This is a genomic window from Pontibacter qinzhouensis (assembly GCF_008017455.1).
Taxonomy (GTDB): domain Bacteria; phylum Bacteroidota; class Bacteroidia; order Cytophagales; family Hymenobacteraceae; genus Pontibacter; species Pontibacter qinzhouensis.
The window spans coordinates 1-26,384 of the sequence record NZ_VRTY01000089.1 but is presented as its reverse complement, the minus strand read 5'-3'; the positions used below and the strand labels follow the sequence as shown (position 1 = coordinate 26,384).

Sequence of the window (26,384 nt, the reverse complement as noted above, 5' to 3'; positions counted from 1 at the left end):
CCTTCTTTGCTGCGTTACATCCTGCATGACCAACAGAGAGTTAGCCTACATGCAAAACGACCGGTACAACACTACAACACCTACATCAGCTGCCAACTCACCTAAACCTTATAAACTACAGGCCAACGATGTTCTGTCGGTAAAAGTGCAGAGCGAACAACCTGAACTCTCCAATCTATTTAACATAGTAGACCCAGCCAGTACCATGGCATTTGGCGGACCCAGTGCGTTATATTTAGCAGGTTACACCATAGATGAAGCTGGATTTCTTACGCTGCCAACCATTGGGAAACTTAAAGTAGTTGGCCTCACTTCTACTCAAACCCAAGACCTGATACAGCAGAACCTGAACAAGTACCTGGTAGGGACCACCGTAATCGTAAAACTACTTAGCTTTAAAGTTAGTGTGCTGGGCGGAGTTCGTAACCCTGGCTACTATTATGTGTATAATGAACAGGCGAACCTATTAGAAGGACTTAGCCTTGCAGGCGACCTGACACAGGCAGGCGACCGTAAACGAGTGAAGCTGATAAGACAAACCACCGGAGGTTCAGAAGTAATAATATTAGATTTAACTGACCCTAACCTGGTGCAATCTCCGTACTATTACTTAATGCCGAACGATGTACTCTATATTGACCCACTGAAAACTCAACTTAAGCGAGAAAACCTGGTAGTGGTTACAGCCCTTCTGGGAGTTATTTCGACAGGTGTTTTATTATTAAATTATTTTAGGTAGCATGATGAAAAAGAATACAAAAGAACACGAAATAGATATAAAGAGCTGGTTATTTAAGTTTAAAAACAAATGGTACTTCTTCCTGGCTTTCGCCTTGATATCGCTGGCAGGTGCCTATGTTTTTGTAAAAACATCTAACAGCTTATACGAATTTAAATCGACCTTACTTTTAGGTGACCAGCAGACCGGCTCCAGAAAAGCGCAGGAACTGCTGAACATTCTGGATGTTCCATCTAAAGGAATAAAGGTAGAAGATGAAATCGGTTTAATTAAGTCGGCGGAAATGGTGAAGCGCGCGTTGCAACGCCTCGATTTCTCTGTTTCATATTATAAAGTTACAGACCATTGGCTGAACTCATTTGGCGAGCTGGTGGTGCAGGAGCAGTACAACGAAGCACCCTTTATTGTGAAACTAGACACCAGCTCTACGCAGCTGGTCGATATTCCGATAGAGATAAAGGTCCTGAACGACAAGCAATACCAGATCACAATTGATGCCGAAGATGTGAAGCGTTACGATTTTCGTACGCACAGCAGCTCTGGCCTTGTTCCTGAATTATCGCTAGTTAAAGTGCATTACTTCGGGCAGCCTTACAAAGATGATAACTTTAGCTTCACGTTGCTACGCGACAGCAGTGCCGCAGACATCAATGGCAAAAAGCACTACTTCGTGGTAAACAGCATGAAGAGCCAGGTTGCCATTCAACAGTCGAAGCTGGAGGTAAAGCCTATCGATCGGGAGTCTCGCGTACTGGAGCTGAAGAGCAAAGGCAGCATACCAGAAAAGGAACTGGCTTTCCTGAACACCCTGATGGAAGAATATGTGGCGAAAGACCTGGAGGAGAAAAACCAAAACGGACATAAGACCATCGAGTTTATCGACAGCCAGCTAGCTACCCTTACCGACTCTTTAAGAAAAAGCAAGCAGGCAATCTCTTCTTTCCGCTCTGCCAACAAGATCTCCAATATCGGAACGCAGTCCACCATCGGTTCGCAGCAGCTTTCGCAATTGCAGACTGAGCGGGCTCGCCTTGTGGTGGAGAAACAAAATTTTGAAAGTTTGTTAGAGCAGTTCAGAGGCGAAGATGCTCTGGCCCAGGCTGTTTCTCCGGCTGCAGCGGCAGGTGTTAACAATGCTGTTTTGAGCAACCTCTTTAACCAACTTACCGAATTGAACCGCGAAAAGGCTGGTTACCGCGTAACAGCCACGCAAGACAACCCCAGACTACAGGTACTTGAAAGTAAAATACTGAATACCCGTAACGCAATCGTTTCTAACCTGAAAAATGTAATATCGTCAACGAACAACAACTTACGTGATGTAAATAGACGAATTGGTGAAGTTGAGACAACGCTTGCCCGTTTACCGGAAAGTGAGCGTGTGTTAGCGGACCTGCAAAGCGAATCGGAGTTTGTGGATAAGAAATATAGCTACCTGTTGGAGAAACGTGCCGAGGCTTCTATAGCCCTTGCCACTAACACCACCGACAAGAAAGTAATTGACCGTGCTTCTTTAGCCAGCAGCGGCCCAGTTAACGTGAAGCCAAAAATGATTTACATGCTCGCGCTTATCATAGGGCTGATTATTCCTGCTGCCATGATTGTGCTGATCAGCAATGTAGACAACACCATTCAAGGTAAAAACGACCTGGCTAATGTTTCAAACATTCCATTTTTGGGTGTTATTGCCCATGGCACTAAAAACGATAAGCTGGCGGTTAAGAACAACCCTCGTTCAGCTATTGCAGAATCGTTCCGCTCTATCCGGATTAACCTGCAGTACCTGATGGCAGACCAGGATTATAAGGTGGTAGGCGTTACCTCTTCGGTGTCAGGAGAAGGTAAGACCTTTACCTCTGTTAACCTGAGTACGGAGTTAGCAATGTCGGGTAAGCGTACTGTCTTGATTGAGTCTGACATGCGGAAGCCAACATTTAATAAGTACTTTAACACAGATAACGCAGCCGGTCTATCCTCTTACCTTACCGATGGCATCAGCCTGGAGGACGTGGTACAGAAGACAGAAATTGAGAACCTGGATATTATATCGAGTGGTCCTATTCCGGATAACGCTATTCAGTTGCTGGAGCGCCCTAAAATGCGTGAATTAATTGAAAGCTTGAAAGACAAATACGATCACATTGTGATAGACACTCCTCCGATTGGGTTTGTATCGGAATACTTTATTCTGATGAAGCACATGGACACGAACATTTATGTGGTAAAACACAGGTTTACGAACAAAGACATGTTGCAGCAAATAAATGAGTTGTATGCCTCTAAGAGAATAAAGAACCTGTACACCGTTATAAACGATCTTGACTACGGCAAAACTTACGAGTACGGCTACAAGAAAAAAGCTTCTTATTACTATGTGTAATTAAGCTTTTCAGCCATCAAACCTATCTTTCATTTCCAAAGCTCTTTCAGGCAGTTTTACCTGGAAGAGCTTTTTCAAACAAACAATACCACTACGTAGGGATGAGTAAAAATCTGGCTTCAAAAGCTGTAAGCGGATTAAAATGGGGATCGGCCTCGACTGTTGCCAACGCTGTTATGCAAATTGGGTATACCTCAGCCATGGCACGATTGCTGGAGCCTGAGGCCTTTGGTCTGGTTGCCATTTCGGGAGTTGTCCTGCGTTTCGGAAGCTATTTTGCAAACCTCGGCCTGAACAAGGCTATCGTTCAAAAAGAAGATCTTTCCGAAGAAAATATAAGAGCTGCCTTTACTTCAACTTTGTTGCTGGGCCTGGTATTTACACTACTTACCTGGTTACTGGCACCTTTCTCTGTTGTTCTGTTCGATAACCCGGATGTGGCCCCTATTGTGCGAGTTATGTCGCTGGCCTTTTTTATTAATGGCATAAGTGCTACCTCCGTTAGCCTGATGGAGCGTAACATGCAGTTCAAGGTCATCAGCATTCTGGAAACAATGTCGTATGTTGTCTCCTACCTCGGTTTGGGCGTGGTGTTGGCCTACCTCGACTTTGGTGTCTGGAGCCTTGTATACGCATCGCTGGCGCAGGCCGCCTTAGTTGCCGTTGGCTCTTATATCGTGACAAGGCACAACGTGCTGATGCTCTTTAAGTGGGAATCGTACAAACCGCTGTTTCAGTATGGCAGCAAAATGTCGGTGATCAGTTTTCTGGAGTTTCTGGCAACTAACCTAGATACCATTCTGATCGGTCGTGCACTGGGTTCTCATCGGTTAGGCTTGTATAACAGAGCGTTTATGCTGGTGAACCTGCCGATGTACATGCTCACCAGAACGCTCACCAAGGTTATTTTCCCTTCGTTCAGCAAACTGCAGTCTGATGTCGAAAAGCTTGGCAAGATTTACTTGTCCAGCATAACCTTACTGGGTGCTATGGTCATACCGGTGTGTATGGGAATACTGGTAGCTGCCCCTGAAATAGTTTACATCCTGCTGGGTAGCCAATGGTCAGCCTCTGTGCCGGTACTGCAGGTTCTTTGCCTGGCTATACCACTTAGCTTCATAACCATGTTTGCAGGTATTGTGTGCGATGCAAAAGCAGTTCTGAACATGAAAATAGCCCTCACCATTGCCTTTATCGTAATTATCTGCTTGTTCTTCTATTTCCTGAGAGGATATGGGTTGGTAGGATTCGCTTTCGCCATTTTCCTGGGTGAACTGGTGCGTATGGGCCTTTACCAATTCGTTATGAACAAGGTTCTGGAACTTTCATACAGGCAGCAGCTATCTATTTACCTGCCGGGTGTAATCAACGGCCTTGTTATTGCCGGGGCACTTTACCTTGTAAGTTCTGTGCTAAGAGGAGCAGATCTGCCAGCCTGGTTAATATTGGGAGCTCAGATGCTGACGGGCGCTATCTTACTTCTAAGCCTAACCCTGTGGTTTCCGCACAAGTTACTGAAAGCAGAAATGCAGATCGTGTTCGACAAAATGGGGCTCTCTGAAAAAACAGGTAAATTTTATAGCAGGATGATCTATAAATACAAGAGTTATAACGTAAAAGAAGCATGATATGCTTATTTAAACACTTGATTATAAAAAACTTATTACTATGACTATCGGAGTATGCGGACCTGTTGATTTAAATATACTGGAGTGGGAACTGAAAGGGACAAATTTTCCTGTAACAAATGCCTTTCCACTTACTTCACATTTTATTAATGCTCTGGTTAGCAGAGGTTACAAAGTTATAGCTTACACAAATTCAGGCGCCATAGATAAGCCATTGGCCTATGAAACAGAAAACCTGAAGGTGTATGTTAGCCAGCAATTGCCACAACCCGGACGTAGGTTTTTCAAATTCGAGATTGCAGAGCTTCAAAACCAGATAGAGCAGCACCCTGCTGATTTCATAGTTGCCTTCTGGTCTTATGAGTATGCAGCAGCAGCTTTAAAAACAGGTATTCCTATGGTAGTAAGCTTGCACGATGTTGCGTTGCAGATACTGTTAAACCATAGAGATCTATTCAGGCTGGTGCGCTGGGGCATTAATTATTATGTGGTTACAAAAGCAAAATACCTGATAGCAAACTCAGAATACACCTACGGCCAGTTAAGCAAAAAAGAGAAAGTAAAAACCCGTACCATTGCCAATTTTTACCCGCACGATTTTGAAGCCACTATTAAACAACCAGTTGTAAAAGGTAATTACCTTATTACAACCTCTATGGGCTTTGGCAGGCGCAAAAACGTACATCAGGCATTGCGGGCTTTTGCCATATTAAGAAAACGGTTTCCGACCCTCGAGTACCAGTTGCTTGGTGCAGGCATGGAAGAAAATGGCGAAGCTCACGAGTTTGCCAGAAAACATAAGCTGGAGGATGGCGTACTGTTTCTGGGGCCTCTGCCTTTCGAAGAAGTTCTGCAGCGAATAGCTGCTGCTAAAGTGTTGCTTCATCCATCCAGAGAAGAATCGTTTGGGATGGTGGTGCTGGAGGCCATGGTAACCGGAACGGCAGTAGTAGCAGGTAAAAGAAGTGGGTTTATTCCACACTTGCTTAATTATGGCAAAGCAGGTTTACTATGCGATATACTGTCGCCTGAAGACATTGCAAACCACGTCGCCAAGCTCCTTACAGACAAGTCGCTTCGGGAGGAGATGGAGAGAAATGCGAGAATATACGCGAAGGCTAACTATTCGGAAGAAGTAATTATTACAAAACACCTGGAGTATTACAGTAAGATACTGGGAAAGCCTTTAGTACCGGAACGCGAGCCTGACAGCCGGTTGTTGGCAGAAGGTATCAACTAACACCCCCAGACGGAATACCAACAGGTGCTACCAAGCATTTAAACAGATGAAGATCAATTATTCGTTCTTATTTATTATTCCTATTGCGCTGATCATGCTCATGGACAACATGTTCACAGAGCTGGCAGCGCCAAGCAACCCTAACATCCAGTACATGATGCTAAATGTGCTGCTAAAAGGTTGCGCTGCCCTCTCTTTTGGCTATTGCTGGCTAAAGTTCCAGCGCATGTCAAAGCCAATGCGGATGATTTACGTGCTCCTGAACATATACGTGATAGGTATGGTGCTGGAGTCTATGTATAAATATAATACTCCACTCGTGTACCCACACGTTTTCCAAAAGCTGTTTGTATTGTATTTTGCTTTCTTTATCTACACCTTTTACAAGGGAAATTTCTATCTGAAGTTTTTGCACGTCGTTAACTTCATCATGATTGGGTTTTGGTTGAATGTGCTGATCGTAAATCCTAATACATTAAGTATCTCTTCGTTCACAGACCATGAGCGTGGGGTTCACTCTTCTTCTGTGTACATGCTGGTAATTCCTTTTCTTTATTACCTGAGTAACTACTTCTATAAAGGAAAGCTGATGCAGCTCTTCCTGGCTTTGTTCGTTCTGCTGACAATTTTCTTCTTTCAGCACAGAACCGTCTGGATTTCTACGGCAGTGGTATTAGCCTTTTATTACCTGCTTACCAAATTTAAAGCCGAAGAGCCTATTAATTTCGGTAAGCTGGTTCCAATCATTCTGGTAGGTATTATAGGTGCTATAGCCAGTAGCGCGTTCCTGTTCTCGATGCACCCCGAAATTATAGACAAGGTGCAGGCAAGTTTCTCAGATATGGAAAACTTTGAGACGCAGGGCACAGGTGGCTGGCGCTACAAGCAATGGCTATCGTATGTTCCTTTTATTGAAGACAACCTATTTCTGGGCATGCGCTTCGATGGCTTTGAGTTACCCATCCAGTTTTACCGCGAAGATTTGGGTCGACCGGTTTTTGAAGATGGCAATGGTCACCACTTTCACAGCTTTTACATCGAAATCCTGTTTTACACCGGCCTGGCGGGCCTCCTGATTTTCCTGATGCTTACCTGGCAAACTATTAAATATGTCTTTCGGGTACGTTACATGACCATCCGGCAGATCATGTTACTCTCTTTTATACTGAGCGGCTTTATTTTCGGTATTTCGTATGTGCTGCCAACCTTTTTCTATGCTATATTAGGTTGGGGAATAGTGTTAATGGAAGAAGAAGTGCCTGTTAAAACTAATTACCTGAAGCAATCCGTTTGGAAAAGAAAGCTTAAGTTAAGCCGGTTAAAAGAGTCGCTGTTGGAATCTAAAAACAAACCTTTGCTGAAACACAACTAGTTTTAAATAGTACAGTATTATAGATATACTTAGATATTTGACCCTTACTATATGAGTACCCTTACATTTGAAGAACCCTTGCACACCCCTGTGCTTTTAATTATATTTAACAGAGCTCATACCACGCAGAAAGTTTTTGACCGTATCAGGCAGGTAAAACCTAAGCGACTCTATGTTGCTGCCGACGGTCCTCGCCCTCATGTACCCGCTGACCAGGCTAAATGTGCAGAAACCAGAAAAATAATTGACCAGGTTGATTGGGATTGTGAGGTAAAGACACTTTTTCATGACCAGAACCTACGATGTGGCGTAGCTCCATCTACAGCCATATCGTGGTTATACGAGCACGAGGAAACAGGTATTATCCTGGAAGATGATTGCATACCTTCTAAAAGTTTTTTCTGGTTTTGCCAGGAACTGCTCGAAAAATACAAGCACGATACCCGCATCATGCACATCAGCGGAAATAATTACCTCGATGGCTGGCGCAACGACTCCGACTACTCGTACTATTTCTCTGACAAAGTGAACAGCTGGGGCTGGGCCACCTGGAGACGCGCCTGGCAACTATACGATTTTAACATAGCCAACTACCCTGAACTGAAACAGAAAGGCTACCTGAATGGCATATTCCTGAACAAGTTTGAAGAAATGTACCGCCTGAGCAAGCTGGACGAAACCTTTACCAACATTGAGAAAGGTGATGTATGGGATTACCAGTGGGAGTTTACCGTATACAGCAACTCCGGCCTTTGCATTGTGCCGGAAGTGAACCTGGTGCGCAACATTGGTTTTGGCGAAGATGCCACGCACACCTTTAACCTGCACGATAAAAAGGCGCAGATTCAGGAGCAGGAAATTGAATTTCCGCTTCGGCACCCGCGCTTTGTTATCCGCGATATAGAGTCAGACAAACGAAATTTCAATTACCTGATCCGCGACAAGGTTACCGCCAAGCTTAAAAACATCTTTAGCATCAGTCTTTAGTCTTTTACCCTATGAAGTTACTTCTATCTGCATACGCCTGCGAGCCTAATCGCGGCACAGAGTTGGGCAATGGCTGGAACTGGGCGTTAAATACAGCCAAGATGGGCCACGAGGTCTGGTGTCTCACCACCATTGAAGGCAAAGAGAACATTGTAGCCGAGGTAGAAAGATTAGCCTTGCCAAACCTGCACATTATTTTTGTGGAAGTTCCGGGCTGGGTGCAGAAGACATTCGAATACCACCTTGGTTTCTATATACACTACATGTACTGGCAGGAGAAAGCCTATAAGGTGGCGCAGGAACTTGACCGGAACATACACTTCGACCTGGTGCACCACGTCACGATCGGGAGTCTGCAGTTAGGAACCGCGCTCTGGCGTCTGAACAAGCCACTTATTTTCGGGCCGGCAGGTGGAGGTCAGGAAGCTCCCAAGGCTTTCAAGAAGTACTTCTACAGCTGGTGGAAGATGGAGGTTGTCAGGACCTGGATTAGTAAGCTGCTGCTTACTTTTAACCCTAATGTGAGGAAAGCCATGCGCCACGCATCCCTGGTACTTACCACCAACCAGGATACCTACCAAATGGCTAAGGCTAACGGAGCAAAAAATGCACAGATGTTTCTGGACACCAGTCTCCCGGAAACCTTCTACCCTCCTGCTTACCCGGTACGCAAGCAAGCCGAAGAACTGAAAATTGTGTGGGTAGGCCGTTTGTTTGCACGCAAAGGGTTGCCTCTGGTTATGGAAGCCCTGGGTCAGGTAAGGCCGGATGTTCCTTTTAAACTTATTATACTAGGTGATGGACAGATGCATGACTATGTGCCGCAGTGGGTGGAGCAATATAACCTACAGGGCAAAGTAGACTGGAAAGGACAGGTTGCCTGGGAGGAAGTAAAGAGAGCCTACACCGAAAGCGATATATTTATGTTCTGCAGCCTACGCGACTCTTCTGCCGCGCAGTTTTTAGAAGCCATGGCCTTTGGTTTACCGGTAATTACCCTCGATTTGCATGGTGGTAAAAACCTGGTACCAGATGATGCCGGCATAAAAGTACCTGTAACCACACCAGAACAAACCACAAAAGCACTGGCTCTGGCTGTGGAGCAACTCTATGATAACCTTTCGCTTAGAGAACAGATGGGCCAGCATGGTTACAACTTTGCAAAAACACAAACCTGGACCCTTAAAACGGAACATATTGCCAGGTTCTACAGTAAATTCACTCAGTTAGAAATAGCAGAGATTCACCCATAAGAACAAGATTAACATGATACATATAGTTATACCCGTTTTTAACAGAAAGCATTTTACAAAAGCCTGCCTGGAGTCGTTGCAGCGGCAGACCGACCAGAGCTTTAAAGTTATTATCGTTGATGATGGCTCTACAGACGGAACCGCCGATATGCTGAAAGAAGAATTTCCGGAGGTGGAAGTTCTATTTGGAGATGGCAATTTATTCTGGACAGCTAGTGTAAATATGGGCATTAAGCATGCGCTGGCCTCTGGCACCGACTATGTTATGACCATGAATAACGATGTTGATGTTGCTCCCGATTTTATAGAGAACACCTACAAATGGGCCAGACAAAAGCCAAATGCTGTTATAGGAGCACTCGAAATGGATGCCGATACCCGGGAGCCTATTTTTGGAGGTGAAATTATTGATTTCAAGCTGAACAAAGTGCGGCACTTGCTACAGGAACTTCCAAAAGAAAAGCAGGTTGGTATTCATAGAGTATCGCAGTTGCCCGGCCGTGGCTTACTTATTCCGAGAGCGGTATTTGAGAAAGTAGGGTTATTCGATCAGGAACGTTTTCCGCATTATGTGGCTGATTACGATTTTACGCATACGGCTGCTCGCGGAGGCTTTGAGTTGTACTGTAACTACGATGCCAAGCTTTACACCTACCCCGAAGAGAGTGGCGAGCGTAAGAACAGGATAAGCAAAAGCCTGAATAACTTTTACAAGCACCTGTTCGATATAAAAGGTGGCGGCAACCTGCGCGACTTCACCAGGTTCACCCTCAAAAACTGCCCGAAGCCTTACGTACCATACTACCTGGTAAATGGCTATGCCCGTCGCATATTTGGATACATTGTTAAATAATGCTTATTAGCAAACATCACCATATTTCAATAAGATTAAAAGATCAATTACACCTATGGTTCAGGCGGAAGTTATGGTTAGGATTAGCCGTAACAGCTATGCTGGCTGTAGGTGTAGTTGCTTATAAAGTTCTTTATTCTCAACCTTCAGCTGGTAGTGCAGGAGCTCACGACTACGATGAGCCTATCGTGATCAGTAAAGGAGGCACCTACTCCGGGAACTGGGTCTCAAGAAACTCAAACGTGCCAGCAGTCGAGATTAAAACCTCAGAGCCTGTCATCATCATTAATTCAACCATTCGTGGTGCAGGCTATCTCATTAAATCCTGGGGCTACTCAGCCGACCTCACAGTAAGGAACACTACCGGGTATGGCATCAGACCAACCATGTATGTTGGCTCAAAGAAACCACGACGCTTTATTACGCTCAACAACTTCAGGAACCTGGTGGTGGAAAACAACTACCTCGAAGGCACAGCAGGTATTTACCTTGGGGAACGTTACGAAGGAGACGGTTCAGAGAAACAAACTGTAAAAATACGCTTCAACAAAGCCAGAAACATTGATGGCCGCGTGTTTGGCGATACCTATGAGCGTTCGCAGTTTGTCCAGTTTAATTTTGTGAACCCTATACAACACGCCGAAATTGCCTGGAATGAAATAATAAATGAGCCGGAGAACTCTTTGGTAGAAGATAACATTAACATCTATAACTCACGCGGAACCCCCAACTCCCCTATCCTGATTCATAACAACTACATCGAAGGAGCATTTCCTATACCTCTCACTGAAAAAAAGTATACAGGTGGAGGCATTATTACCGATTCTCCGGGCACTGACTCTCTTTCTGCCACCGCCCATCTAAAAATATTCGAAAACCAGCTGGTAGGCCTCGGGAACTACTGCATAGGGATAGCAGGCGGTAACCATATAGAGGTTTATAACAACACGGGCATAGTAGCAGCCCAATTCGACGATGGTACTCCCTTCCCATTCTGGACGAGTGGCATCTGGGCCAGAGATTTTTATAACACCCGCGCTACCTATAACAACAGCATGCACCACAACACCTTATCGGTGGTAGGCAAAGCCGGTACCTGGCGAAACGAGATCATGAAAGGCATGGAAAAGGCAGCCAACACCTACGAAAATATTATTTTAGAAGAAAAGGCAACAAAAGAATTGGAGAAACAGGAGTACGGAAAGTGGCAACAAAAGCTGGCTGCTAAGCAGATAGTACTTGGTTTGCTTCAGCATGAGGCTGCTTCTAAAACAACAGGAGGTAATTAAAATCACTTAACTCTTAGGTACATTTCCAGATTCACTCCTCCTGAGTACACCAATTATTTAAGGGGACTCCTAAAAACTCCCCTATTTGAAGTTAGAGTATAAAATCTGTTTATTTTGCAGGTATTATGAGCAACCTTAGCAAGAAAACCTTCAAACGTCATAAATCACTTGGTCTTTTCGACGAGCACCTTCGCTTGAGCAAACTCAGCAAGCTGGGCGATCCGCTGGAGAAGCTTTCTACTGGTATTGATTTTGAGTTCTTCCGTGATCTTTTGGAGGAGCGCCTTTATGTGGAGCCGAAGGGCAAAGGAGGCAGGCGGCCCTATGATTACGTGCTGCTCTTTAAGATTCTCATTCTGCAGCGCTATTACAATCTCTCCGATGAGCAGACGGAATACCAGATCTGTGACCGGTTAAGTTTCATGCGTTTCCTGGGTCTGACGCTGGCCGATGATGTGCCTGACAGCAGAACGGTGTGGCTGTTTCGGGAGCGGCTGACGGACCTGGGCTTGGTGGAGGAGCTTTTTGCTTTGTTTTTGGCCCGCCTGGAGGAACTCAGACTCGTGGTGCATGAGGGCAAGATTGTGGATGCCAGCTTTGTAGAGGTGCCCCGGCAGCGTAACAGCAAGGAGGACAACGAAAAGATTAAGAGCGGCCAGGTGCCAGAGGGCTGGGAGCAGCAGCCTAAGATGTTGCGGCAAAAGGATATGGATGCGCGTTGGACAATGAAGCGGCTGCAGGCTTACGATGGCTATAAGAACCACACCAAGTGCGACGCAGCCAGCAAGCTCCTGACTGGTTACGCCGTCACCGATGCCTCGGTACATGACTCCAATGAACTGTTAGATTTGCTCACCGGGAAAGACAAGGACCAGCCGCTGTATGCCGACAGCGCCTATGTAGGCAAAGATTTGCACGAGAAGCTTGTTCAGGACAAGAAGGTAGCGGTAAAAGTATGTGAGAAGGGCTACCGCAACAAGCCACTCACCCAGGAGCAGAAAGAGAGTAACAAGGCTAAGTCGCAGGTGCGGGCCCGGGTAGAGCACGTATATGGCTTTATGGAGAACAGCATGCAAGGAGCTTTTATCCGTAGCATTGGTATGGTGCGGGCTAAGGCCATGATCGGGCTTATGAACCTAACTTACAACTTGTTCCGCAAGGTGCAACTGAGCCCGCAGTGGACAAGCGCGTCCTAGCATGAAAGAGACAAAAGTTAAACAATTCATTATGAACAGCTTATACAAGATGCACCGGTAGAAGCAAAAAGCTACACTAACTTAAAAATAAGCACCAGGTGCTTATAAAATAGGAACACCAATTTTTAGGAGTGCCCTTAAATGAAATAGTCCTCCAAAAGGATATTATAGCAAAAGTACCCAAGGGTGCTTATAACTTGGGTAGTAAAATTGGCTGGTCAAGGTTTAATTTTCATATAGTCAGTACTGCCTCCCCTATTATTATTTATCCTTCCTGTTAACAGCTTACAGAGCTGGTCTATAAGTTTTCTATACTACACGTAACATACTAAGTTGTGCCAAAATGAAAGTGCCATTTACAGGTAAATACTTTATGTGGCTTAAATAACAGGGTACTTCTACAGCCACAATAGTATTAAAGGTGAAAAGTGATTTTAATCATTATATTAAATTTCCGATGTGCAAACATCAAATAAAAATTTATAGAAGGAAAGCTCTAAATGAGAAATATCCAACATGAAAAAATTCTTAATATTAAATAATAAATATATATAGAAATATAATTTTTTATCCTATATTGATCAATTTTTATATAATATATTTTCCATATTTTTTGAATTATACAATTATTTTATTCTTTTTATTATATATTTTATATAATTTATACAAGTAAATAAATATCACTTTCCCAATTTGGCACAACTTTATTTACAATGGTAAATAGATAAAAACAACCCACATAGCCTATAAATAGCATAATTATCAACTATCAAAATATAACTATTTCTATTCAATATTATTTTTTTAAGAATATTTGCCTAAACACTGGATTTTCACAAAAAAACATGCCTATATTTGTAACTAATAATATATGGTACCACATAAAAGTCAACAATTGTTAGTGCTTAATTTCAGTAAACTTCAAAAATTATAAAAAGTGAACTATTAATGTTCATGATGAGTTTGAAGCAGTAGTAAAAAATAGTTTTTTTAATTTTTCAACTTTTAGCCAAAGAAGATGAATACAATTTTTCTTACCTCTCCAGAGAGGGTAAGCCGGACTTTGCTTGCTCTATTGACTTTCTTAGTAGTCTATGTAGTAACAACCACTAGCACACTAGCCCAGTCGTACAGCGGTCCGATCGTAATTACAAAAGGTGGAACCTACACCGGTAACTGGGAATCCAGAAACTCAGACGTTCCTGCAGTCGACATCCAAACCTCAGAACCTGTTATTATTGTCAACTCCAATATTCGGGGTGCAGGTTACCTTATCAGATCATGGAGCTGGCCTGCAGATCTGACAGTTCGTAACTGTAACGGCTACGGCCTTACTCCAACCAACTACAGCGGATCTATGAAGCCCCGCCGCTTTTTAACAGTAAACGCCTTCAAAAATATAGTTGTTGAAAATAACTATATGGAATCTACCGCCGGTATTTACCTCGGCACTAGCTACGATGGCAACGGCACTCCCAGCCAGACCATCAAAATTCGTTATAACAAAGCTAAAAACATTGATGGACGCGTACACAATGGTTTCGAACGTTCACAATTCGTACAGTTCAACTTTAGAAAAGCAGTAAGACATGCAGAAGTTGCCTGGAACGAAGTAATTAACGAAGCCGACAAATCGCTTGTGGAAGACAACATTAACATGTACAACACACGCGGTACCGCAGACTCTCCTATCCGCATTCACAACAACTTTATTCAGGGAGCTTTCCCTATTCCATCTACTAAAACAGAATACTCAGGTGGTGGTATTATTACAGACGGTGACGGTAATATCAATATTTGCCCGGCCTACATTACTGCATCCGACAACCAGTTAGTAGGATTAGGAAATTACTCGATGGGTATAGCCGGTGGTAACAACATCAGGTACGTAAACAACAGAGTGGTTACAGCTGCTGTGCATTCTAACGGAAGAGAATACGCCATGTATACTTCAGGATTCTGGAGCAAAGACTACTACAGAAAAAACACGACCTTCTCTAACTCTATCAGCAATAACATAATTGGTGTTGTTAAGTGGAGAAACCCACAAAACAGAAACGATATCTCTGTTGCAGAGCATGCTTCTTTTACATCTAACACACACATGCCTAACCCTATTACGTTAGATACTGAACGCGCTGAAGTAACACGTTGGGCACAGAAATTACAGCAGAACGGAATTAAGTTAGGCCCTAACGGTTCAGGACCAACAAACACCAACCAGGCACCAACTGTAGCGTTTACTGCTCCTAGCGCTAACGCTGCTATTGTTCTCGGAACCGGCATCCAATTAGCTGCTAACGCTAATGATGCTGATGGGTCTATCAGCAAAGTAGAATTCTTCCAGGGTTCAACTAAATTAGGCGAAGCTACCTCAAGCCCTTATACTTACAACTGGACAAATGCTAAACTAGGTATTTATAGCTTAACTGCGAAAGCAACAGATAACCAGGGTGCTACTACCACCTCAGCTGCTATCAGCATAACAGTTATTAATGCCAACTTAGACATTACTAAGCCTGGCACAGGTGGTGGTGGCTCAGGAAAGATTGTTCGTGAGATGTGGGCCAATGTTAGAGGCTCTAATACATCTGACATTCCTTTACATACTGCTCCTACCAGTGTTACTGAATTAACCGTTTTTGAAGCTCCTACGGATGTAGCAGACAATTATGGTGCCAGAATTAGAGGTTATGTTACGGCTCCTATTACAGGCGACTACACTTTCTGGGTAGCTGGCGATAATAATGTGGACCTCTTCCTTAGTACTTCGGAAGATCCTGGTCATAAAACAAGAATTGCTTATGTTAACGGCTGGACAAACTCAAGAGAGTGGACCAAGTACGGTACGCAGAGATCTAGAAAAATTACCCTGCAGGCAGGCCAACGCTACTACATTGAGGCCCTGCATAAAGAAGATGGCGGAGGTGATAACCTGGCTGTTGGATGGGATTTACCAAATGGAACTCAGGAGAGACCAATAGGCGGAAACAGACTATCTTCTTTGGGAACCGATGCACCAATCGCTTCTATTTCTGCTCCTTCTTCTGCTACTACACCAACAGGAAAAATTACCCGCGACCTTTGGAGAAACACACATGGTATTGCTGTAAACAATGTTCCTGTAACTACTGCTCCAAACCAAACAACTGAACTTACTTCTTTTGAAGCACCATCAGGACAAGGCAATAACTATGGTCAGCGCATTCGTGGTTATGTAACGGCTCCTACTTCCGGTCAGTATACGTTCTGGATTGCTGGTGACGACGTAGCAGAACTTTGGTTAAGTACTTCTGATAATCCTTCAAACAAAAGGAGAATTGCCCATACCGGAAGCTGGACGCACGCAAGAGAGTGGGAAAAAACATCATCTCAAAAATCTGGTAAAATAACCTTAGAGGCTGGCAAACGCTATTATATCGAAGCTATACATATTCAAGGTGGCGGAGGTGATAACCTGGCCGTTGGATGGGAATTGCCGAATGGAACACAAGAACGGCCAATTGCAGGAAACCGCTTATCGCCCATCTCTACTGGTCTTAGCGCTACTGCCGCTGCAACTGCCGCACAAACAGATTTATCTTTCACAGAGGCCGCAGCTTACCCGAACCCATTCAGGGATGCTGTTACGCTTGACCTTGGCGAAAATGGAGCTGAACTGCAGGAAGTGGTTATTTTTGACCAAGCAGGAAAAGTTGTTTACAAAGAAGCTAATAACCTGAAGTTAGATAATAACCGTTTTGTAATCGATTTATCTTCTTCCTCTTTAAATAGCGGCCTTTATATTTTACGCTACACAGACGCAAAAGGAAGCTCTAAAACATTTAAATTAGTGAAGGAATAATTTTTTCTAATTATCTTTTATCATAAGATGCTCATCTGTTAGGTGGGCATCTTTTTTTTTGCTCCTTCTGTACCTATCCTTTCAAGATCATGTTACTTCCATTTCGTATTGCCCTACTCTTGCTGCACCAATTTAATACACTGCTACTACCTAGTGTATAGGTTGTTATACGGAAGCTGGTTGTGCAGTGTTACAGAAATTTTAATTTATTTTTAAATTTCTTCTCCCCTCGTACGTTTTGTTTTCTCTGTACTAAAAAGGTGCTTTGAGGGAATTGATAAGATATAAAATAAGCTTTGAGGTAACTGCTACTCAAGCGAGTTTGCATCAGGCAACAAAAGAGCTGCGATTGCTGATAGATCTCGCCCAAAGGATCCTAATGGAATGACAGAGGGGCAGAAGGAGAACGAATCATTGTTTCGCTACTACCGCACAACCTGAGTTTTATATAGGAAAAACTATCCGCTACCCTTGGCAATAATAGGGCTAAAAACCTTCTGAAGGCCATTTTCATTAGCAGAATTCAAGGTTCAGTTATGTTTTGCTAAACGAAAATATTGCTGCAGGAAAAATACCTCTGCCTGAAAAAACAATAACAGCAAATAAAGTGCATTTAAAGCAAGCTGCTGGTTGCCAGAAAAGAAAATCCTCGCTAGCATACCTTCTAACAACTACTCCACCACAACCAGTTTACGGCTCAGAATTTTAGTTTTAGAAATAACAGATAAGTTATAGATACCCGGACGCATGTGATCTGTTATAGTCACTTTAAAGTTAAGGTTGCCATTAAAGTCGGTTTTAACTTGCTCCTGACTGATGCGCTTTCCGGCCAGATCAGAAATAACAAAGCTTACCTCCTCTTCTACCTGAAACTTTGTAACCTCTACCTGCACATCGCCCCTCTTCGTTGGGTTGGGGAACAGCAAAAAGGTAGAAGCCATAAAACCACCGCTCCGTACTAAAATAATATTAGAAAAGGTGAATCTTCCGGATGTCTTGTTAATTTTAAGTCGGTAATAAATATCTCCGGAAAGTGGCGAAGTATCTGTGTAATTATAGGGCAACCGATCTGAGCTAGGACCTTTGGCCGCTACACTGCCAATGGATGTAAAAACCTCCCCATCCTCTGAACGCTGCACTTCAAAATCAGCTACATCAACTTCGTTAAACGATTCCCAATTAAGCAAAACCGAGCCGGCTGCATAACTACCTTCAAAAGATAGCAGCTCTGTTATAGCAGAATAAACGTTTGTATATCGCTCTTTTATTTCTACGGCTGTAAGTGGTCTGCCGAATAGTTTTACCTCGTCCAGGTCGCCCTGGTAGCGGTAACCCGACGCTTCATTAAGGTAACCCAGGTTTACAGGGCTTCTGCTGGCAAACCCTCCTTCAAACTGGTAGGTCTGCTGCCCCGCCAGTTCACCATCTATGTACAACCTGCTGCTATTGGAACCTGCAGACCTTACAGCTACGAACTGGTGCCAGAGGCCGTCGTTAATTCTTTTGCCAGTGCTTGTAACGGCAGTTCCTCTCCTGTTCCAGTCGAACATTACGAAAACAGCTTCTCCGCCCGGGTTCAGGCCAAGCCACCACTGCACCGGCGAGTCCTTGGCGCTTCTTCCCATCAGCACCTGGTTGCCCGATGGCGTAACAGTTGTTCGCATCCAAAGTTCTATGGTAAAGTCAGCATCGGCACCCCAGTTAAAGTGGGGACTCTCCAGTACGTCAAGTCCATCATCCTGCCCATCGAAACGTTGACCGCCAGACACAACGCCTGTTATAGGTGTTGGCCGGGCAATATCCGACGCCTCAGCATGGTGGGGAGTATAATAATCGCGGTACCGGCTGCCAGTTATCTCATGCAGCATCCAGTGATGAATAATTTCAGCTATCTCTCCGTTTCCTTGTTTTACCTCGATCGTGAATTTCTGCTCGCTTGCATTAACCAGGTTAGTAGCCTGGACCGTTACCGTGTAAGAACCAACTGTAGTTGGCTTCCAGGTAATCAGGCCCGTTGAACTGTTTATATTCATACCCTGCGGAGCGGCAAGTAATTTGTAAGTTGGAGCCGGGCTGCCAACAGCATTTACATCATAAAAATAATTCTGCTCCGCTACACCATGTGTAACAGGTTCCGAAACAATGGCCGTGCTCACATTATTGGGGCCGCAGTAGCTGCCCGCGCCGTTGTTGTACCTAGCCCGCACTTCCCCTTCCGATAAAATTCGATCATACACCATCAGTTCATCTATAGCGCCACGGTACGGGTAGCCGGTTTGCAGGTCCAGGTAACCTATGTTAACAGGTGACGCTGACAAGTAATCAGAGCCGAATGGATGTTCGAGGCTATAGATAGCCATACCATCTACATAAAGCTTGTTTAGGGTGTGGCGCTCTTTTGTACTGGTGGTGCCATTGCGCACCACAACCAGGTGGTGCCAGTTGCCGTCATTAATTTTCCGGTTGATGGTACCTTCATTCTCGCCACCCAAACTCATGGTATTGCCGGTTCTGTCTCTGATAACAAATGTGGCATTGCCTTCCGGAGTTATGCCCAGCCACCAATGTGCCTGCGAGTCTTTTGCATCGCGGCCAATAAGCACCTGGTTTGTACCCGAAACTTCTGTGGTGCGTACCCAAACTTCTATGGTAAAGCTACTGTTCGGGCCCCACTGGAAATGACGGGTCTGTTCAAAATCGACGCGGCTATTCCCGTTAAAGTTCTGCGCGCCACCAAACAACCCTGGTGTTGGTGTGGGGCAATTGGTGCAGCCAGCAGTTGTGTTGGTAGTATAATCAAGGTAAGGACCTCCCGCCTCTTCATCGAAGCCAAAATAATGCACCAAATTAGTTGGACACGCATTATCGGCTAATACATCGCGGGCGAAGGCATTCGTTGGCAGCGCAGCTACATAAATGGATACAAAAAGAACCAAGAAGAAGTGCTGCAGAAGCTTGAAAGTAAATGGTTGAGCAGGCGCCTGTTTAGGAGCTAAGCTACCTGATACGAAAATAATTGTTGGGGTAAATATATATCTCATTCGTGTAATCGTGATTCGATGGCAACTAGTGTTACAGCAGCCTACTGTACAAGAGCAGTGCCATACATCATGCATTCGCTTAGCGAGGGCGTTCTTACAAAATTCTTTGTTACACTTGCCTTGTTGGCAACGGCACAATATGAACTAATCTTTGTGATGAAGCGCTCTATTCAGCTATATAGTAATTCCTATTACGCCTATTTTATAGGGAAGTTGTAATATTGTTTTTATTTAATATTATTTAAGCTATGGGTGGCATTTGTTGTGACTTTTCCTATATTAACCTATTACAAATTTTATTATAAATAGTTAGAAATGAGGTGTATATATTTATATAATCGATCAAATTTAAGGAAGGTTATAGTTTAATTCAGTAACCCATTTTTGAAATTATCTGAATGATTTTGCCCTCCAGAAGGATTTTTTTAAAAAAGTGGTCAAGGGTTATTTCAACTCTCCTGCAGGTATTAGCACTAAGAATTCAGGTTCAAACATAGTTATAGATAGAGTATCTCAGTACACACAAGAAAGTTTTGTCGGATTGGTCAAACCGATCTCAGTCTTAGCTTCTAAATTATTCGAATGAAAATAGCCTTCAGAAGGTTTAACATCAGAATTTTGCCAAGGGTCCACCCGACATATTTTGATTGAATGTACTTAGAAATTCGCTTAATTACTTTCTTATTGGAGTTTCATGCCGCTGCACAGGAATTTTAAGTAGACCAAAGGCAGCTGCCAGAAGTTAGGGTGCTTGCGCCAACACAACATTTAAGTTCTATTATTGAGTTGGACGAAGCACTAGCGCTAAAGAAGTTAAGCTCACCCACAGATTTTGAGCAGGATTAGTAGAAGTTAAAGTAATTCTAGGCCTATTTATGCTGGCATTCCTGGGTTCCGCTGTGCTACTTCACCACAAATTTCAGGCTTCTGGTTTTATTTGTTCCGGCAACAGTTAGGTAGTATAAGCCGGGGGCCAATGCTTCCTGAAAATTAAGATCACTATCCAATGTTCCTGCTCCATCAGAACTTCCTTTTAACTGGCCAACCGCCTTACCCGAACTGTTAAATACAAACAAGGTTAGTTGCTCCTCCGGTACAAATCCATAGGCTTCTATATGCACTGTTCTGCCATCAGCAGGGTTCGGATAAAGCTGATCTGCCTGCTTTACTTTTTGCATGTTTGCAACAGGTACAACCTTAGAGAATGAGAAAGCACCATTAAAATCTACTTGTTTAAGGCGGTAGTAAAGGGTGCCTACAGGTGCCTGCGTGTCTGTAAAGGTATAATTCTTAGTTATACTGCTCGTGCCGCTGCCCGCCACGGAGCCTACATCCACGAACTGATCCTGGTCTTTCATCCGTTGCACCACAAAATGGCTGTTATCTTTTTCTGAGGCTGTTCTCCAATGCAAGGCAATTCCCTGGCTGGTTGGTCGTGCCTCAAAAGAAGCCAACTCTACCGGAAATGTTCCGAAAACAAGTTCAGAAACCAATGCGTTATGCCAGACCATGCTCATCTTATCATACCCCTTCTGAACCGGGTGCAGGAAATCAGCCATGTCGCCGTTGCTTAGGCTACTGGCATAGGTATAGTCAAGTTTGGCATCAGCCATATCGACTAGTACCAGTCTGTCGCCCATGGCAATCCGATCAGCAACCATGGGGCCCATTCGGTTATTATATTCAATGGTGATTTCATTACCTCCTCGATTTGGACACTCCCAATCTAAAGGACCAGAGCAAACCCGTAAAATTATTTTAGATACTATAACTGTTACTTCTTTTCCTGCTCGTGCCTCGTAGTAGTCGATTTCATCTAAAATAGCACTTAAACTATTCATTCCTTCTTCATCTCCACTCACACCGTTCGTTCCTGTATGCAGCAGAATAATGTCAGGATTGTAAATATCTAGATAAGCTCTATCGGTTACAGGTACAGTATTGCCACCAGTGGTGTAGGAACCGGTGCGTAAAATACTGGCAATATGCCCGTTCCCCAGTCCGGGGAAACCGGCATGATCATCGTCTTCCACCAATTCACTACCTGATTTTCTGCTGCCCACAAAATCGAAATTTATTTTGGCATCAGTCAAAAGCTTCGACAACTCACTGCGGTAGGAGGCTCTGTATTCCATCGGTATTTCAGTATTGTTTGTTGTCTTATCATGGCCTTCGGTATTAGAGTCGCCTAGGGGCATTATTTTATATACAAAATCTGCTGGTCGGGTAGTGGCACTAACTACCGGGCTGTAGGCAGAGTAATTATCTCCGTCAAAACTCCTTATTCTATAAAAAAGGGTTTGCTTTGGGGCCAGACCTGTATGGCGGTAAGAGGTGCGGGCATTCGGAACACTGGCTAAGGTCATATACGTACCGTTTTCCGTGGCCGCAACTTCAATGCTGTAAGATGTAATTTCCTGGTTGCCTGCTGCGGCCCATCGTAAGGTAATAGAGCCTGCCAGAGAAGTTAAAGCCTGCACCCCGGTGGGCGGCTGCAGTGCCAACTCTTGTGTCGTGTTAAACGCTACGCCACTTGAGGTGAAAGCCAGATTATTTGCTGCTAAAACAGGACTGGTACATAAAAATAGGGAAATAAATACGGTAAATACTAATAAGTACTTAGAGGTAAATAGGTGCTCCATATGGTGCGGTCGGGTTTGGTTAAGGTAAGGGCACACCCTTTAACGAAATTAATATTAAAGAGTTGCTATGTTTAAATCTTTGTTTAAACCTTAATTTTGTGAAATTAAAACTTTATTAAAATGACATTAAAAAGCGCATTATATTTACAACTTTCATACCACGCACTAAGATAAATAACAAATGATGCATGATCCACTTTCAGGAAAAAAATATGTTCCCAAAAGCAAAACCTTTTGCTGCAACTTCTATATAATATAGGGTATCCTGACTTAACCATAACTGCTTCAGCTTTATTCTTGCTTTACGCTCTGGTTAATTAACAAGACGAGAAGATTAAATAACTTAACCCCTGTCTATTCAGATGCTCTTTAACTCTACTGAATTTTTCATATTCTTCCCGGTTGTTGTAACTCTCTACTTTCTGACACCTCCCAACAGAAGGTGGATTATCTTGTTGCTGGCAAGCTATTATTTTTACATGTCATGGAAAGCGGCGTATGCGCTTATTCTTGTACTCTCTACTGTTATAGACTACCTCTGCTCCCGAAAAATGGGTCTTTACTCGAACGAGGAGAAGCACCTTAGAAAACCAATTCTGTATATCAGCATTGCCTCTAACCTGGGCATTCTGCTGCTGTTCAAGTACTACAACTTTTTTAACGAAAGTGCCAGAGGCCTGGCTGAAGGTTTGAACGTACCGTACGCCATGCCTGCCTTTGAACTGCTGCTACCTATGGGTATTTCGTTTTATACCTTCCAGACAATGAGCTACAGCATTGATGTGTACCACGGCCGCATTAAACCGGAAAGGCACTTTGGTATATTTGCTCTGTTTGTAACGTTTTTTCCGCAGCTGGTTGCCGGGCCTATAGAGCGGGCAGGAAACCTGCTCAGTCAGCTGAAGCAAAGCCATAAGTTCGATTACGAACGTGCGGCGGGGGGGCTGCGTCGTATGGCCTGGGGCTTCTTTAAAAAGATAATGATTGCCGATAATCTGGCCCTGATGGTGAACCAGGTCTACAACAACCCCGGTGAGTTTGAAGGTATCTCCTTTGTTATTGCCACCATCTTTTTTGCCTTCCAGATCTACTGCGATTTTTCCGGCTACTCCGATATTGCCATTGGTGCCGCACAGGTAATGGGCATCAAGCTCATGGAAAATTTCAGGAGCCCTTATTTTGCCAAAACAATTTCAGAGTTCTGGAGCCGTTGGCATATTTCGCTTTCGACCTGGTTCCGAGATTACCTGTACATTCCGCTGGGTGGCAACCGTGTGGTAAAGTGGCGCTGGTATTACAATTTGTTTATTGTTTTTATGGTGAGCGGGTTGTGGCACGGCGCCAACTGGACTTTTTTAATATGGGGAGCCTTACACGGTATTTATCAGATAGTGGGTATCTTAACAAAAGAGCAGCGCAACCGAGCAGTGCACATGGTAGGTTTAACCAAGTACCCTTTGCTTTATAAATGGGTGCAGGTGCTCACGGTATTTGTACTGGTGTGCTTCTCCTGGATCTTTTTCAGGGCCAATCATATTGCAGATGCCTTTTACATTATCAGGAGCAGCTTTACGCAAGTGGGTAATGTAAGCGAGATTTTTACCAACCCCGCACACGTGCTGTTCCTGGACCAGGGCTTAAAGGTTTTTGCTGTGTCGGTTATTTCTATTGTTATTATGGAGGTAGTGCACCTCATTCAGCGCAGCGGCAGCGTTTCGCAGCTTATTCTGCAACGGCCGGTGTGGGTGCGATGGGGAGTTTACTATAGTGCAATTCTGGCTATACTGCTTTTCGGGCAGTTCGGAAACCAGGAATTTATTTATTTTCAATTTTAAGCAGTTTCAGAAATTAAATTAAAGGATATGCAAAATACTGGCGTAAAGAGGCTGTTGCTGAAATTAACCTTGCTTGCACTTCCGTTTGTGGCTTACCCTTTTATAGAAGCTGCCGTGCTGCCTATCGATACTTTTACCTTCAGAGTGTGGGAAACCATTTCTGTAAACTCCATGCAACTGATGCCAGGTCCTTTTTATCCGAACATGCATGTAAAGATGGTGGAAGAGGGTGAACTGGCACCCAGAACGCCGTTTGCAGAGAAAAAGCAGGTAGAATGGATTACCGATGCCTACGGTTACCGTAACCGCGACACAAAATGCGATGTGCTTTTAATTGGCGACTCGAATATAACGGGCGCCAAACTGACCCAGGACGAAACCTTGGCTAATGTGCTGGAAAAACACCTGCAAAAAAATGTTTATTCCTTCGCTCCTGCTACTATAAACCGTTTTTTGGCTACAGAGCGCCTGATTAACCGGCCGCCGGAAATGGTGATTGTATCAAGCATTGAGCGTCGTATACCGCATTTGCCTGCTGTAGGTGCCAATGGCTTCAATTCCAGGCTCAGGGCCCATAGCGGCGAATTAATTAAATCGTCGCCGCTGCTTACCACTCTTTTTGTAACTGCCGACAGGTTTTCGAAAGTTATGCTTTACCATAAAACCAAGGCGGATCTTGAGCGCAAATACGGTTCTAAAAAATACATACAATACAACAACGAATTTTTTCTGGAAGGTGAATATGCCAACAGAAGGTTTTCTGATGAACAAATAAGTCGCATAGCTGATGTTATTGAAGGCTATAAAAAGGTGCTGAAAGAAAAAAACATCCGGTTTATGTTTATGCCCATTCCAAACAAGGAGAATATCTATTATAAAATGTTGCCGGAAAGTAACAAACCTGACTTTTTACCTCGCCTCATGGCAGAGTTGGAGGCGAGAAAGGTAGAGGTGGTAAACTTACAGCCTGCTTTTGAATACCTTCACAATGAAAAACAACTCGCACTTTACCCCTCCGACGATGCTCACTGGAACGAGTTTGCCGTGGCACAGGCTGCAGAGCTTATAACACTTAAAATAGGACAGGCTTTACCCGACTCGGGACTAACAAAAAATCCTCATTTTGTTAATTTTTCTGAATAGAATACTAAAAAAATAAATCCAAATTATACTATTTACACGTATATACAATATACCCTATTGAATATCTTTATGAAGTTAAATACTCTCTATACAAAAGCCCTGAAAAGAATAAAAAAAGAACTCGGTAAAGTAATTCCTTACAACACCCGCTTCAAGCCTACAGATGTTTGCATATTCACCCTAGACGATTTAAAGCACCTGAAACCTGATGAAGTAAGGGTGCATGAGCTTTACAGGAACTATAAGTCTGACCTGATGGTATCGGACCACCTGTTTGCTGCCTGCTCCGACTACTGGAAACCGCTCAAATCTGTGGAGACTGATTATATGGTGGTGGAAGTGCCAAAAGGCCGCATCTATACCGATAACCAGAACAGTATCGCCATTATTTCGCAGTACAACCGGGTGGTGGACCAAGTGTCGCTGAGCCTGACAAACGGGAAGGTAACACCACCTGAACAGAACAATATTTTTAACCAGCGCTACTTCTCCGTTCCTGAAAAGTATGAAGGCACAGTATATTCTCTTTTAACAGGAGGAGCTGGCATTAATAATATATCGCATTGGTTTGTCGATGTGCTGCCTCGCTTGCACCTGCTCCGCGAAAGCGGTTTATACGACACCATCGACTGGTTTCTGGTGCCGAGCCTGCGTTACAGCTACCAGACTGAGACGCTGGAGATGCTGGGTATACCAAAAGACAAACTGATTGCCGGCGACCTGCAGCCACACATCACCGCCGATTGCATTGTGGCCTCCACCGCTCCACGAGGCAATCATACTATTGTGCCGGAGTGGCTATGGAAGTTTAACCGCGATACGTTCCTTCCGTTTGTAGATGAAGAGGGTGCTGCAAATAAAAAGCCGTTGCGCCTCTACATAAGCCGCTCAGATTCTGCTATTCGTAACATCTTAAACGAGCAGGAACTAACCAAAGCACTG

At 43.9% G+C, this 26,384-nt stretch carries 16 protein-coding genes; 14 read left to right on the top strand and 2 right to left on the bottom strand.

Annotated elements, in window-relative coordinates; all coding sequences use genetic code 11:
• From FVR03_RS18745 to FVR03_RS18695, 11 genes are all read left to right on the top strand, one after another.
• Window positions 1-739, top strand: a 739-nt coding sequence (locus FVR03_RS18745) for a polysaccharide biosynthesis/export family protein (protein ID WP_147923306.1), incomplete at its 5' end; no start/stop codon positions are given.
• Between the two features lies 1 nt (window position 740).
• Window positions 741-3,119: a polysaccharide biosynthesis tyrosine autokinase gene (locus FVR03_RS18740; RefSeq protein ID WP_147923305.1), complete on the top strand. Its 2,379-nt coding sequence runs from the start codon at window positions 741-743 to the stop codon at window positions 3,117-3,119.
• 101 nt (window positions 3,120-3,220) lie between these two features.
• Window positions 3,221-4,747: a lipopolysaccharide biosynthesis protein gene (locus FVR03_RS18735; protein ID WP_147923304.1), complete on the top strand. Its 1,527-nt coding sequence runs from the start codon at window positions 3,221-3,223 to the stop codon at window positions 4,745-4,747.
• Window positions 4,748-4,787: 40 nt separating this feature from the next.
• A complete protein-coding gene (locus tag FVR03_RS18730; RefSeq protein ID WP_147923303.1) occupies window positions 4,788-5,987 on the top strand; it encodes a glycosyltransferase family 4 protein in 1,200 nt (399 codons plus the stop codon).
• Window positions 5,988-6,033: 46 nt separating this feature from the next.
• Window positions 6,034-7,359, top strand: a complete 1,326-nt coding sequence (locus tag FVR03_RS18725; RefSeq protein WP_147923302.1) for an O-antigen ligase family protein — start codon at window positions 6,034-6,036, stop codon at window positions 7,357-7,359.
• Between the two features lie 51 nt (window positions 7,360-7,410).
• Window positions 7,411-8,346, top strand: coding sequence for a nucleotide-diphospho-sugar transferase (locus tag FVR03_RS18720; protein WP_147923301.1), 936 nt, complete (start codon window positions 7,411-7,413; stop codon window positions 8,344-8,346).
• An 11-nt stretch (window positions 8,347-8,357) separates the two neighbouring features.
• On the top strand, window positions 8,358-9,599 hold the full coding sequence (locus FVR03_RS18715) for a glycosyltransferase family 4 protein (protein WP_147923300.1): 1,242 nt from the start codon (window positions 8,358-8,360) through the stop codon (window positions 9,597-9,599).
• 13 nt (window positions 9,600-9,612) lie between these two features.
• Window positions 9,613-10,452 (top strand): glycosyltransferase family 2 protein, encoded by an 840-nt coding sequence (locus FVR03_RS18710; RefSeq protein ID WP_147923299.1) that lies wholly within the window; start codon window positions 9,613-9,615, stop codon window positions 10,450-10,452.
• 98 nt (window positions 10,453-10,550) lie between these two features.
• Complete coding sequence (locus FVR03_RS18705) at window positions 10,551-11,741, top strand: glycosyl hydrolase (RefSeq protein ID WP_187270221.1); 1,191 nt, start codon at window positions 10,551-10,553, stop codon at window positions 11,739-11,741.
• A gap of 125 nt (window positions 11,742-11,866) precedes the next feature.
• A complete protein-coding gene (locus tag FVR03_RS18700) occupies window positions 11,867-12,937 on the top strand; it encodes an IS5 family transposase (protein WP_147923298.1) in 1,071 nt (356 codons plus the stop codon).
• Between the two features lie 1,018 nt (window positions 12,938-13,955).
• Window positions 13,956-16,781: a PA14 domain-containing protein gene (locus FVR03_RS18695; protein WP_147923297.1), complete on the top strand. Its 2,826-nt coding sequence runs from the start codon at window positions 13,956-13,958 to the stop codon at window positions 16,779-16,781.
• A 671-nt stretch (window positions 16,782-17,452) separates the two neighbouring features.
• Here FVR03_RS18695 and FVR03_RS18690 read toward each other — a convergent pair.
• Window positions 17,453-19,822 (bottom strand): LamG-like jellyroll fold domain-containing protein, encoded by a 2,370-nt coding sequence (locus FVR03_RS18690; RefSeq protein ID WP_187270220.1) that lies wholly within the window; start codon window positions 19,820-19,822, stop codon window positions 17,453-17,455.
• Between the two features lie 902 nt (window positions 19,823-20,724).
• On the bottom strand, window positions 20,725-22,326 hold the full coding sequence (locus FVR03_RS18685) for an SGNH/GDSL hydrolase family protein (RefSeq protein ID WP_187270219.1): 1,602 nt from the start codon (window positions 22,324-22,326) through the stop codon (window positions 20,725-20,727).
• 617 nt (window positions 22,327-22,943) lie between these two features.
• Between FVR03_RS18685 and FVR03_RS18680 the strand changes: the two genes are divergently transcribed.
• The 3 genes from FVR03_RS18680 to FVR03_RS18670 all read left to right on the top strand — a co-directional run.
• Window positions 22,944-24,299, top strand: coding sequence for an MBOAT family O-acyltransferase (locus FVR03_RS18680; protein WP_304608228.1), 1,356 nt, complete (start codon window positions 22,944-22,946; stop codon window positions 24,297-24,299).
• Between the two features lie 27 nt (window positions 24,300-24,326).
• Entirely contained in the window at window positions 24,327-25,442 is a 1,116-nt protein-coding gene (locus tag FVR03_RS18675; RefSeq protein WP_147923293.1) for an alginate O-acetyltransferase AlgX-related protein, read from the top strand.
• A gap of 69 nt (window positions 25,443-25,511) precedes the next feature.
• Window positions 25,512-26,384, top strand: an 873-nt coding sequence (locus FVR03_RS18670) for a glycosyltransferase family 61 protein (protein ID WP_147923292.1), incomplete at its 3' end; no start/stop codon positions are given.